We start from the raw sequence: 12,178 nt of genomic DNA on the forward strand, positions 1-12,178 counted from the left end.
GGCGTACCTCTGCGGGCACTTGAGCTGTTTTTCAAAGCATCCTTAACGGGACGCCGCGCCGCTCGCGGTCGTCACGCTTGTATCCATCTGTTTCCATATATTGCACCGCGTTTCTGCCGGAAGTCGCGGTGTTACCCTTCAAAAGCCCGTTCGACAGGCTTTTTCTCGCGTCACGCCTACAGCACCCCCATCAAGGAGCCTTCGCCATGCATGCCATCAGTTTCATTCAGGATTTGGCAGTGATCATGCTGGTGGCGGGGGTGGTGACCGTACTGTTTCATCGCTTCAAGCAGCCCGTGGTCCTGGGGTACATTGTTGCCGGCTTCATCATTGGCCCGCACACCCCGCCATTCGGCCTGATCCATGACGAGCAGACCATCAAGACCCTGGCCGAGCTGGGGGTGATTTTCCTGATGTTCTGCCTCGGCCTCGAGTTCAGCTTGCGCAAGTTGTTCAAGGTCGGCGCTACGGCGTTTATCGCGGCGTTCCTGGAAATCGTGCTGATGATCTGGATCGGCTACGAAATTGGCCGCTGGTTCGACTGGAACACCATGGATTCGCTGTTTCTCGGGGCGATCCTGGCGATCTCCTCGACCACCATCATCGTCAAGGCGCTCAACGACCTGAAGATGAAGAACGAGCGTTTTGCCCAGCTGATTTTTGGCGTGCTGATCGTCGAGGACATCCTGGGGATCGGTATCATTGCCTTGCTGTCGAGCATCGCGGTGAGCGGTACCGTGAGTTCGGGCGAGGTGTTTTCCACCGTCGGCAAACTCTCGCTGTTCATGATCGTCGCGCTGGTCATCGGCATCCTGCTGGTGCCGCGGCTGCTGGCCTACGTGGCGAAATTCGAAAGCAATGAAATGCTGCTGATCACCGTGCTGGGCCTGTGTTTCGGCTTTTGCCTGCTGGTGGTCAAGCTGGAGTACAGCATGGTACTGGGGGCGTTCCTGATTGGCGCGATCATGGCTGAGTCGCGGCAATTGCTGAAAATCGAGCGCCTGATCGAACCCGTACGCGACCTGTTCAGCGCAATCTTTTTTGTCGCCATTGGCCTGATGCTCGATCCGCTGATTCTGTTGCAGTACGCCTGGCCGATTGCGGTGATCACCGTCGCCGTGGTACTGGGCAAGATGCTGTCCTGCGGCCTGGGGGCCTTTATTGCCGGCAACGATGGACGCACCTCGCTGCGGGTTGGCATGGGCCTGTCACAGATCGGTGAGTTCTCCTTCATCATCGCGGCGCTGGGCATGACCTTGCAGGTCACCAGCAACTTCCTCTACCCGGTGGCGGTCGCCGTCTCGGTGATCACCACGCTGCTGACGCCGTACCTGATTCGCGCGGCTGACCCACTCTCGATCAAGCTCGCCGCGGTTATACCGACGCGCCTTGGCCGGGTGCTGGGAATGTATGGCGAATGGTTGCGCAGTATCCAGCCGCAGGGTGAGGGCGCGCTGCTGGCGTCGATGATCCGGCGGATTCTGCTGCAGGTGGGGGTGAACCTGGCGCTGGTGGTGGCGATCTTCCTCTCGGGCGGTTTTTTCGCCGAACGCATGTCGGCTTATCTGCAGGACTGGATCAGCGATCCGAGCTGGCAGAAGGCCCTGATCTGGGGTGGGGCGCTGCTGGTGTCGCTGCCGTTCCTGATTGCCGCCTATCGCAAGATCAAGGCGCTCTCGATGCTGCTGGCGGAAATGGGGGTGAAGCCGGAGATGGCTGGCCGCCACACACAACGGGTGCGCCGGGTGATCGCCGAAGTGATCCCGATTCTCTCGCTGCTGGTGATTTTCCTGCTGCTGGCAGCCTTGTCGGCCAGTATTTTACCGACCAACAAGTTGCTGTTGCTGATTGCCGTGGTCACCGCCGCGGTGGCGGCGCTCCTCTGGCGCTGGTTCATCCGTGTGCATACGCGGATGCAGGTGGCCCTGCTGGAAACCCTGGACAACCACAAGGAGTCGTCCGGCCATTGAAGCGCAGATCCGTAGACCCGTAGCAGCTGCCGAGCCTGCGAACCTGCGTTCGGCGGCGTAGCCGTCGCCTGTTCGAGGGCCCTGGCGGTTGCTGCGCAACCGAACGCAAGCTTCGCCAGCGGCTACAGCAACCGCAGGCAGGGGGCCAGACTCAGCTTTCCAGCCAGACGTCCCGCGCCCAGTGCCATACCGATTCCCAGGTTTCTTCGGCAACCAGTTCGTCTTCGGCTTGCCACAGCACCACGGTGCCGTCTTCTTCGACGCAGTAGTAGTCGTCACCATCCTGGCAGATAGGGATCAGGCTACGGTCCACGCCTGCGTCCCAGGCGTTGGCGGCAACGTCCGGCAGGTAGGTGTGGGATTGCGGGTCTGTGACAGTCACAGGTTCCAGGCTGCCGTAGACCACGTCGCTGACGGTCAGCAGGAATTCCCTGAAGACAAACGGGATGTCGATGAACAGTTGTTCCTCGATTTCCACCAGTTGGTCTTCGTCAGGCAGCTCCAAGGGCACCGGTACCGGTTCGTTGGCTTCTCGCAGTTGTTCGATGATTTCTTCCACGTCCGGGATCCTCTTGCTCAATGGCGCGGTTTGGTTGGGGCGGTTTATACAGTAGCTTGCTATAGATGCAACCGCGAAATAGAAAACCCCAGCCGAGGCTGGGGTTTTTATTACTGCATGCGAACCGCGCGAGGTATTAGCCGTTCTGGCGAATACCGGCGACCAGCCAAGGCTGGTTGTCGCCTTGCGGACGTTCCATGTTCCAGCTTTCGCTGAACACTTCGCCCTGGTCGAAACGCGAGGTTTTCGACACGCCGCTGAAGGTCAGGGTGGCGATGGTCTTGTCGGCGCGATCATCTACGCCGTCCAGTTGCACGGTGAGGTTGTCGATGTAGGTCGACTGGAAGCCGTCGCCCAGGTCGGCACGTTCGCGCTTGAGGAACTCCAGCAGTTGTGGGGTCACGAACTCGGCGATCTTGTCCATTTCGTTGGCGTCCCAGTGCTGCTGCAGGGACTGGAAGTGGTTGCGCGCGGCTTCAATGAAGCGCTCTTCGTTGAACCAGGCCGGAGCGTTGATCACCGGACGAGCGGCAGCCGGAGCGGCAGAACCACCGAAGATCGAACCCATGGCAGGCTTGTTCTCGAACACTTCACGCTGCATTGGCGCGTGACCGGCTGGGGCCAGGTGCTCTTGCTGCTTGCGACGACGAGCGGCGATGAAGCGGAAGATCACGAAGGCGATGACCGCCATGATCAGGATGTCGAAGATCTGCATGCCCTGGAAGCCACCGCCCATGAACATGGACGCCAGCAGGCCGCCAGCGGCGATACCGGCCAGCGGGCCGAGCCAGCGCGAAGCACCGCCGGCCTTGGCCGCAGCGCCCGCGGCACCGGCAGCACCAGCGGTCGCCGCAGCGCCGCCCATGCCAGGAGAAGAAGGAGCCATTTGGCTGGTCTGGTGAGTCGGCGCAGCGCCGGAGCTCTTGCCGCCACCAAAGCGCTTGGCGTTGGCGTCCAGGCTCATCGTCAGGCCGATGCACAACGCCATGGCGATGCTAAGAAAACGTTTCATAAAGGGAGTTCCCATTTGTGGATGGCACGCGCGCCATGTTGCACAGGTGAAGTGTTGCTGGCTAGCGGCAGAGTGTTTCGGGCTTTTGCCTGACAGGCTGGGTTCAGCTCAGCCGGCCTGCGTAGGGCTATGTACTTTTGTCTGTGGGATGGGCCGACAAGTTCAGAAGGACTAGGAGCAAAGATCAACGCCGCATCCTGTAGGAGCGAGCCTGCTCGCGAATGCACACGCCTCGATGCATCTGATAAACGGCGGTGTAGCTATTCGCAAGCAGACGGAGCGCCGTCCGGCGCTCTCCCACAAGGACGCGCGCGAGCCTTTAGATCGCTTCCAGCTTGGCGTAGCCGAGCATCAGCCACTTGCTGCCTTCGCTGAAGTTCACTTGCACCCGGGCCTGGGCCCCGGCGCCTTCGAAGTTGAGAATCACCCCTTCGCCGAACACCGCGTGCTGCACTTGCTGGCCGAGGCTGAACGCGGTTTCGGGGATTTCCGTGCCGGCGAACATGCTGCTCGAACTCTGCTTCTGGCCACCGCCGAACGGCCGGCTGACGCTATTGGACAGCCGCACTTCCTGAATCAGGCCCTTGGGTACTTCGCGTACGAAACGCGAGACCTTGTTGTAGGTCTCGCTGCCATACAGGCGCCGGGTTTCAGCGTAGGTCATCACCAGGTTCTGCATGGCGCGGGTAATGCCGACGTACGCCAGGCGACGCTCCTCTTCAAGACGGCCGGGCTCTTCCAGGCTCATCTTGTGCGGGAACAGACCCTCTTCCATACCGACCAGGAACACGTAGGGGAATTCCAGGCCCTTGGCGCTGTGCAGGGTCATCAACTGGATGCTGTCTTCGTGCTCGTCGGCCTGGGTATCGCCGGCCTCCAGGGAGGCATGGCCGAGGAAAGCAGCCAGTGGCGTCAGCTCTTCGTCTTCTTCGCTGTTCTCGAAGTTGCGCGCGGCGCTGACCAATTCCTCAAGGTTTTCTACCCGGGCCTGGCCTTTCTCGCCTTTTTCCGCTTCGTGGTAGGCAATCAGCCCCGACTGCTCGATGACGGTCTGGGTCATCAAGTGCAGCGGCATCTCGGCGGTTTTCGCCGCCAGGTTGTCGATCAGCTCGATGAAGGCGCCCAGGGCGCCGGCAGCGCGGCCAGTCAGGCCTTTATTGGCGATCAGCAAGCGCATGGCTTCCCACATCGACACATCGCTGTGGCGAGCGTGGTCGCGGATGGCTTCGACGGTTTTCTCGCCAATGCCACGCGCCGGAACGTTGATCACCCGCTCCAGGGCCGCGTCGTTGCCGCGCCCTTCAAGCAAGCGCAGGTAAGCCATGGCGTTCTTGATTTCAGCACGTTCGAAGAAGCGCTGGCCGCCATAGATGCGGTACGGGATGCGTTCGCGCAGCAGGGCTTCTTCCAACACCCGAGATTGGGCGTTGGAGCGGTACAAAATCGCAATATCGCTGCGCGCCAAGCCGGTTTTCAGCGCGCTTTCGATGGTTTCGACAACGTAGCGGGCTTCGTCGTGTTCATTAAAGGCGGCGTAGAGGTTGATCGCTTCGCCTTCACCGCCATCGGTCCACAGTTCTTTGCCCATGCGCCCGGTATTGTTGGCGATCAGGGCGTTCGCCGCCTTGAGGATACCGGCGGTGGAGCGATAGTTCTGTTCCAGGCGAATGGTCTCGGCATCCGGGAAGTCGTCGGAGTACTGATAGATGTTCTCGATTTTCGCCCCGCGCCAGCCGTAGATCGACTGGTCGTCGTCACCCACCACCATCAGGCTGTCGCCGCCCTTGGCCAGCAGGCGCAACCAGGCGTACTGCACGGCGTTGGTGTCCTGGAACTCGTCTACCAGGATATGGCGGAAGCGTTTCTGGTAGTGCGCCAGCAAGCCCGGATGGTCGCGCCACAGGTCGAGGGCGCGCAGCAGCAACTCGGAGAAGTCGATGACACCGGCGCGCAGGCACGCGGCCTCGTAGGCCTCATAGATGCTGCGCATGGTGCCCAGGAACAGGTCGCCACTGGCCTGGATGTGTTGTGGACGCAGGCCTTCGTCTTTCTGGCCGTTGATGAACCACTGGGCCTGGCGGGCCGGCCAGCGCTGCTCGTCGAGGCCCAGCTCACGGATCACCCGCTTGACCAGCCGCTGCTGGTCGTCGCTGTCGAGGATCTGGAACGTCTGGCTCAGGCCGGCCTCCTGCCAGTGCGCCCGCAACAGGCGGTGCGCCAGGCCGTGGAAGGTGCCGACCCACATGCCGGCCGGGTTGATACCCATCAGTTGCTCGATGCGATGGCGCATCTCGGCAGCAGCCTTGTTGGTGAAGGTCACCGACAGGATTGAGTGAGGCGAGGCGTTTTCGACCTGGATCAACCAGGCGATACGGTGCACCAGCACACGGGTTTTACCGGAGCCAGCACCGGCCAGGACCAACTGACGACCCACGGAGGCAGCTACGGCCTGGCGTTGGGCATCGTTGAGTGAGTTCAGCAAAAGGGAGAGGTCATCGCGCATCGGGGCATTCTAGGGTGCCGCGTCAAACCGGGCAAACCGAGCTTTGCATTAACCGATGAAAGAGTTGCCGAGGGCGACCACCCAGTCACGCGGCAGCGGCCCTTACAGGCCGCGGCTCTGCGGTTTTGCGCGGTTTTGCCAGGCACTCGCTTTCGTCGATTTTATCCCTCGCGCCAGTTTGGTCAGGGTGCTTGCTTGTGTATGCTCCGTCGACGTTTCGGGCACGCATGCCCCCTCTATAAGAACAAGAATATCGCCTATGACCTTCAGCTCCAGCCTGGCAGGATCCTTCGTGGAGCCGCAGGTTATCCGCAAGCAGTACGCCATGGAGATGGCGGTCGAGCGCACGCGTATGCTGTACCAGGGCTCGCTGCTGCCGACCTTGCTGATGTTGCTCAATGGCCTGGTCTGCGCCGCTTTGCTCTGGGACCCGCAGCGTTATGTGCTGGTCAGTGCCTGGCTGGTCTGGTTGCTGTTGCTGGTGGCATTGCGGGTGATCCAGGTGGCAGCCTTCGATTCGGCCATGCCCAGCCGCCAGGCGCAGCCGATCTGGCGGCGCATGTTCCTGCTGGGGTCGGCCCTCAGTGGCCTGACCTTGGCCGCAGCTGGTATCGCCCTGGTGCCCACCGACAGTTTCCTGCAGCAAGCCTGGGTGTTTGGCCTGATCGGCGCGGCCACCCTGTGCGCAAGTGTCGCCTACGCGGTCAGCCTGTCGGCCTTCCTGTCCTTTACGTTGCCCTGCCTGCTGCCGGCCATCGGCTATCTGTTCTGGGGCGGCGATCAACAGCAGCAGGGCTGGGGCTGGCTCGGCCTGATTCTGCTGGGCTCCTTGAGTGTGGTGGCGTGGCAGGTCAACCGGCTGATCGGACGAGGGTTGTTGCGCCGCTTTCAGAATCAGGCGCTGATCGAGCATTTGCGGCAGGCGCAAAGCGGTAGTGACCAACTCAACCAGGAACTGGCGCGGGAAATCGACCAGCGCCGCCAGGCCGAAGCCGAGCTGCGCACCGCGCAAGTCGGCCTGGAGACTCGGGTGGCGCAACGCAGCCTCGAACTGGACGCCGCCAACCAGGCGCTGAGCAAAAGCGAAGCGCGCCTGGCGCTGGCGTTGAAGGCCAGCGAACTGGGCTTGTGGGACTGGAATCTGCAAACCGACGAAGTGCATCACACCCAGCTCAAGGAGTTGTTCGGGATCGAGCCCGAGTTCATCACCGAGATGCTCAGCCACCTCAAGCCGCGCCTGCATCCCTCGGACTTGCCGCCGCTGCGGCGGGCACTGGTCGCGCATTTGAAGGGGCGCAGCGAGGATTACCAGATCGAGTACCGCGTGCGTCACGGTGACGGGCACTGGGTCTGGATTGAGGACCGGGGGCGCGCGGTGGAGCGCGACCCTGATGGTCGTGTGCTGCGCATGGTTGGCACGCGGCGCGACATCAGCGCCAGCAAAGGCCTGGAAGAACAGCGCCAGTTGGCGGCGACGGTGTTTGAGGCCGCCAGCGAAGGCATTGTGATTTTCGATCCGAATTACGCGTTGATTGCGGTCAATCAGGCGTTCAGCCGGGTAACTGGTTATCAGGCCGAGGACCTGCTGGGGCGCAATGTGATCGAGCTTCCCTGCAGTCGTGACGCCCGCCGCCACTACCCAACGATTCATCAGGCGCTGGAACAAAACGGCAGTTGGCAGGGCGAGTTGGTGGAGGCGCGCAAGAACGGCGAGCTCTACCCGCAATGGTTGCAGCTGAACGTAGTGCGCGATTCCCGGGGAACTGTGAGCCATATTGTGGGCTTCTTCGCCGATCTCTCCGCTCGGCGCGAATCCGAAGAGCGCATGCGCTACCTGACCCACTACGACGAGCTCACCGGGCTGGCCAACCGTGCGCTGTTCCGTGAGCGTCTGCAGGACGCTCATCAGCGGGTGCGCCAGGGCGGTCGCAGCTTGGCGCTGCTGCACATCAACCTGGATCGCTTCAAATTGCTCAACGACAGCCTGGGCCATGATGTGGCCGACCAGTTGTTGCAGAAAATGGCCCGGCGCCTGGTGAACGCGCTGCCGGAAGCGGACACCATCGCCCGTTTGTCCGGGGATGAGTTTGCCGTGCTGTTTGATGCCTATGGCAGCCTGTCGAGTCTGGCGCGGGTCGCCACTCGGTTGGCGACCAAGCTGCGGGTGCCGTTGAGCATCGATGGGCATGAGCTGGTAGTCAGTGCCTCGATGGGTATCAGCATGCTGCCGGATAACGCGCGGGAAATTTCCGCGCTGGTCAGCCAGTCGAACATGGCCATGCAGCACGCCAAGCACCTGGGCGGCAACAATTTCCAGTTCTACACCGACAGCTTGCAGGCCAGCACCCTTGAGCGCCTGCAACTGGAAAACCAGTTGCGCAAGGCCGTCGAGGAGCGACAGCTGAAAGTCTATTACCAGCCCAAGCAGTGTCTGGCCAGCGGTCGCCTGAACGCTGCCGAAGCGCTGGTGCGCTGGGACCATCCGACCATGGGGCAGGTGCCGCCGGCTGAGTTCATCGGTTTGGCAGAGGAAACCGGGTTGATCGGCCCGATTGGCGAATTCGTGTTGCGTCAGGCCTGCTGGCAGGCATGCGAGTGGCAGCGCCAGGGGTTGGCGCCGATCCGGGTTTCGGTGAATTTGTCGGTGCATCAATTGCGCCAGGGCAAGCTGGTCAGCCTGGTGCGCCAGGTCCTCGAGGAAACCGGCCTGGAGCCACGCTACCTGGAGCTGGAACTGACCGAAAGCCAGTTGCTCGACAGCGTCGAACACATCATTGCTACCTTTCAGCAGCTGCGTGATCTCGGGGTGAAACTGGCGATCGATGATTTTGGCACCGGCTACTCGTCGTTGAGTTACCTCAAGCGCATTCCCGTGGACTACGTGAAGATTGACCAGGCGTTTATCCGCGGCCTGGGCGAGGGCTGTGCCGATGCGGCAATCACCCGGGCAATCATTGCCATGGCCCATGGCTTGTCGCTGAAGGTCGTCGCGGAAGGCGTAGAGCGGCAGGAGCAGCTTGAGTTTCTCAAGGCATCGCGCTGCGATGAGGTGCAAGGCTATCTGATCAGTCGGCCTGTGGAGGCCGTTGCGCTTGCCGAGCAGTTGCGTGCCCAGGATGGCAGATGAGGGGCGGTCTTAGGCATGCCAGCCACCGGCTCCTATGGGTCGTTGGCTGGCATGGTCAAGCTCCAGGAATGACTTCCTGAATTCAGTGAGTAACCTGGATGTCACCCAGGTGCACCAGCAAGGTGCCTTCGTAGAAAATGCTGACGGCCGTCAGTTTCAAGTCGCCGGATTGCCTGAACTCGACAGTTTTATCCACCTCAACGAGTAGAGCGTTTTGCTCGGTATGCTCCAGCGTAAGGTCCAGTCTCAAGGCGCTTGGGTTAGGTTGCTGGCTGCTTTTGGTCAGCCTGGGGGTAATGCCCGAATGGGCGACGGTGACCGTGCCATAGGTGCGAAAGGTCGGGCTGACTGGCATAAGGTCCTGCTGGGCTACCCAGCCACATGTAGTAAGACTCATGGTTATTAACTCCTGTAATGAATAGTGTGTGTGTCCTGCACTGTCACTATCCTTCTACAGGGGAGGATGAATGCGCTACATATGTAGTGTCCTAGTATGTAGATGTGTTTTTCGTCGGCGTGCAGCACCGGGTGCCAGGCCGGTCTGCGCTCTGAGGGCTACATGCAGCGCGCATGGCGCAGGCTGGGGACATGGAGTTATGCATTGAGCAGGCAAAAAGTGAATTCTTGTAGTATAACTACAAGCTTGCTACATCCCCGGCGCCTGCCCATAACAATGAGTCCTGCCCTTTGAACCTGTTGCAACATATCGCCCAGTCTCGCCACCTGTTACGCAAATCGGAACTCAAGGTTGCCGACCACGTGCTGCTTGACCCTGCGGCAGTGATGCACAGCTCCATGGCCGATCTTGCCCACAGCGTTGGCATCAGCGAACCGACCATCGTGCGCTTCTGTCGGGCCATCGGCTGTTCCGGCTTCCAGGACCTGAAATTGAAGCTGGCCCAGAGCCTGGCGGCGGGTGCGAGTTTCGGCCAGTTCGCGATCCACGAAGACGATTCGGTCGCCGACTACAGCCTGAAAATTTTCGACACCACCCTGCACACCCTGATGGAGGTTCGCGAGAAGCTCGATCCGATCGAACTGCAGCGGGCCGTGACGCTCATGTCCCAGGCCCAGCGTGTCGAGTTCTACGGTTTTGGTGCATCTGGCGCGGTGGCGGCGGATGCCCAGCATAAATTCTTTCGCTTGCTGCTGACGGCTGCAGCGTATTCCGACCCGCACATGCAGGCGATGTCGGCGGTCACGTTGAAACCCTCTGATGTGGCGATCTGCATTTCCCAGTCCGGGCGTTCCAAGGACCTGCTGATCACCGCCAATCTGGTGCGTGAGAGCGGTGCGTCGTTGATCACCTTGTGCCCGAGCCAGACGCCGCTGGCCGAGCTGTCGACCGTCAACCTGGCAATCGATGTGCATGAGGACACCGAAATCTACACCCCGCTGACCTCGCGTATCGCCCACCTGGTGGTGATCGACGTGTTGGCCATGGGCGTGGCCATGGCGCGTGGCCCGAGCCTGGTTAACCACCTCAAGAGCGTCAAGCGCAGCCTGCGCAGCTTGCGCTTGTCGCCCAAGTCGGTGAAGGCGCTGGACGACTGATTTCGATCGCGATGGTGGCAGGTCTTGGCGATCTTATCGCGAGCCTGCTCGCCAAGACGTCTGCCAATGTTCACATCCCTGTAACCCACGCGCAGCCAAACCGTCATCCCGGCGGTCTATCTTGAAACTCCCGTACTCGCCTTGGGAGACTCGAAATGGCCCAGCCCTACGAAGAACGCAACAGCGCTATCAAAACCCGCCGTCAGCAGGAAGACCAGCGCCGCATGGCGTTCCGCCGCGCGATTGAAGATCGTTGTGAGCGCCGGCAACTTCTCGCCGAGATTGGCGATTTTTCCGACAGCCTTGAGCTCAATTACTGGCAAGCGAGCCCGGCAGCTTCGCGTCGAAGCGCTCAACCAGCGCGCTGATCTGCACCCGTTCATTGCGGATAAATCCCAGGAACGCATGCGCGACCGGTGACAGGCGCTTGGCTTTGGCCTGCACCACGCACCAGCTGCGATACAACGGCAGCTCTTCGACCGGCAGCTCCTTGAGCCCGCCGGTCGCCAACTCCAGGTTCAGGGCGTGTCGCGTCAACAGCGCCACGCCCAGACCCGCCACCACACATTCGCGCTGGGCCTCGGCCGACGAGACCTCCTGGGTCTGGTTGAAGTGCACGCGCTTCTCCTTGAAATACTCTTCACAGGCCAGGCGCGTCCCGGAACCAGGCTCGCGCAACAGCAAGGTGTAAGGCTCAAGGTCCTGCAAGCGCAGGGGGCCCATGTGGCACAGCGGATGGTCAGGCGGGGCGACGGCGACAATCGGGTTATTGAGGAAGGGCAGGAATTCCAGGCCCATGTCCTGCGGCACCATGGACATGATCACCAGGTCGTCGCGGTTATCCGACAGGCGCCGGATCACTTGCCCACGGTTGACTACCGTCAGTTGCAAATTGACTTCCGGGTGCTGGCGCTTGAAGGCGGCGAACAGATGGGGGACGAAGTACTTGGCGCTGGATTCCACCGCCAGTTTCAGCTGTCCTTGCAGCGAACCCTGCATGTCGGACAGCTGCATATCGAGGTTTTCCAGGCGGCCAAAGATGTCCCGACTGGCGCGCTGTAACGCTTCAGCTGCTTCGGTCATGTAGAGCTTTTTACCGACATAATCGAACAATGGCTGCCCAACCAGCTCTTCAAGCTGACGAATTTGTAGGCTGACGGCCGGTTGTGTGAGTGACATTTCCTCAGCTGCGCGGCTGTAGGAGCGTAAATCGCAGACTTCATTGAAGATCTGCAATTGCCGTAATGTCATACGCATCAATGACTTACGCATTATATAGGTGCTCTGGTGGCGGGCCTGTCGCTCAACTATAAGTCTTTACTTATAGCTAACCCAATAATTATTGATTTTTGTTAATCCCTTGCGCGGGATAGTGTGGCTCTGCGACTGGCTTGAAACATTTAGTCACTCGCCGACCCGGTCTAGCGGGTCGTGGGTAGCAACCGGCTCAAGG

The 12,178-nt window shown here is 60.8% G+C and carries 9 protein-coding genes; 4 read left to right on the plus strand and 5 right to left on the minus strand.

The features are described from left to right. The first annotated feature begins 206 nt into the window (after positions 1–206). Positions 207–1,970, plus strand: a complete 1,764-nt coding sequence (locus ACM6IP_RS06855) for a cation:proton antiporter (protein ID WP_095164999.1) — start codon at positions 207–209, stop codon at positions 1,968–1,970. A 151-nt stretch (positions 1,971–2,121) separates the two neighbouring features. On the opposite strand, the gene ACM6IP_RS06860 is transcribed toward ACM6IP_RS06855, so the two are convergent. The 3 genes from ACM6IP_RS06860 to uvrD form a co-directional block, all read right to left on the minus strand. Beyond that, positions 2,122–2,529: an SMI1/KNR4 family protein gene (locus tag ACM6IP_RS06860; protein ID WP_095164997.1), complete on the minus strand. Its 408-nt coding sequence runs from the start codon at positions 2,527–2,529 to the stop codon at positions 2,122–2,124. 136 nt (positions 2,530–2,665) lie between these two features. Further along, positions 2,666–3,541: a Tim44 domain-containing protein gene (locus ACM6IP_RS06865; RefSeq protein WP_095164995.1), complete on the minus strand. Its 876-nt coding sequence runs from the start codon at positions 3,539–3,541 to the stop codon at positions 2,666–2,668. Positions 3,542–3,860: 319 nt separating this feature from the next. Continuing rightward, positions 3,861–6,044: a DNA helicase II gene (gene uvrD / locus ACM6IP_RS06870; protein ID WP_159998637.1), complete on the minus strand. Its 2,184-nt coding sequence runs from the start codon at positions 6,042–6,044 to the stop codon at positions 3,861–3,863. Between the two features lie 259 nt (positions 6,045–6,303). Here uvrD and ACM6IP_RS06875 point away from each other — a divergent pair, with 259 nt between their 5' ends. Next, on the plus strand, positions 6,304–9,171 hold the full coding sequence (locus ACM6IP_RS06875) for an EAL domain-containing protein (RefSeq protein WP_414861198.1): 2,868 nt from the start codon (positions 6,304–6,306) through the stop codon (positions 9,169–9,171). An 82-nt stretch (positions 9,172–9,253) separates the two neighbouring features. Here ACM6IP_RS06875 and ACM6IP_RS06880 read toward each other — a convergent pair whose 3' ends face one another. Next, on the minus strand, positions 9,254–9,568 hold the full coding sequence (locus ACM6IP_RS06880; RefSeq protein WP_401127106.1) for a hypothetical protein: 315 nt from the start codon (positions 9,566–9,568) through the stop codon (positions 9,254–9,256). 290 nt (positions 9,569–9,858) lie between these two features. On the opposite strand from ACM6IP_RS06880, the gene hexR reads away from it, so the two are divergent. Together hexR and ACM6IP_RS06890 are read left to right on the plus strand one after the other, a co-directional pair. Continuing rightward, on the plus strand, positions 9,859–10,725 hold the full coding sequence (hexR, locus tag ACM6IP_RS06885; RefSeq protein ID WP_095164987.1) for a transcriptional regulator HexR: 867 nt from the start codon (positions 9,859–9,861) through the stop codon (positions 10,723–10,725). 155 nt (positions 10,726–10,880) lie between these two features. After that, positions 10,881–11,093 carry a PA3496 family putative envelope integrity protein gene (locus tag ACM6IP_RS06890; protein WP_095164985.1) on the plus strand — a complete coding sequence of 71 codons (213 nt, stop codon included), beginning with the start codon at positions 10,881–10,883 and terminating at the stop codon, positions 11,091–11,093. Here the strand turns inward: ACM6IP_RS06890 and ACM6IP_RS06895 are convergent. Next, positions 11,035–11,997, minus strand: a complete 963-nt coding sequence (locus tag ACM6IP_RS06895) for a LysR family transcriptional regulator (RefSeq protein WP_095164983.1) — start codon at positions 11,995–11,997, stop codon at positions 11,035–11,037. The two genes, ACM6IP_RS06890 and ACM6IP_RS06895, sit on opposite strands and share 59 nt — an antisense overlap. Positions 11,998–12,178 lie beyond the last annotated feature (181 nt).

Source organism: Pseudomonas sp. IT-P176 (assembly GCF_949767245.1).
In the GTDB taxonomy this organism is placed as follows: domain Bacteria; phylum Pseudomonadota; class Gammaproteobacteria; order Pseudomonadales; family Pseudomonadaceae; genus Aquipseudomonas.

Excerpts from the sequence above, each read along its gene's own strand:
- ACM6IP_RS06855 (WP_095164999.1), top strand. The coding sequence starts at position 207 with ATGCATGCCATCAGTTTCATTCAGGATTTGGCAGTGATCATGCTGGTG.
- ACM6IP_RS06865 (WP_095164995.1), bottom strand. The coding sequence starts at position 3,541 with ATGAAACGTTTTCTTAGCATCGCCATGGCGTTGTGCATCGGCCTGACG.
- uvrD (WP_159998637.1), bottom strand. The coding sequence starts at position 6,044 with ATGCGCGATGACCTCTCCCTTTTGCTGAACTCACTCAACGATGCCCAA.
- ACM6IP_RS06875 (WP_414861198.1), top strand. The coding sequence starts at position 6,304 with ATGACCTTCAGCTCCAGCCTGGCAGGATCCTTCGTGGAGCCGCAGGTT.
- ACM6IP_RS06880 (WP_401127106.1), bottom strand. The coding sequence starts at position 9,568 with ATGAGTCTTACTACATGTGGCTGGGTAGCCCAGCAGGACCTTATGCCA.
- ACM6IP_RS06890 (WP_095164985.1), top strand. The coding sequence starts at position 10,881 with ATGGCCCAGCCCTACGAAGAACGCAACAGCGCTATCAAAACCCGCCGT.
- ACM6IP_RS06895 (WP_095164983.1), bottom strand. The coding sequence starts at position 11,997 with ATGCGTAAGTCATTGATGCGTATGACATTACGGCAATTGCAGATCTTC.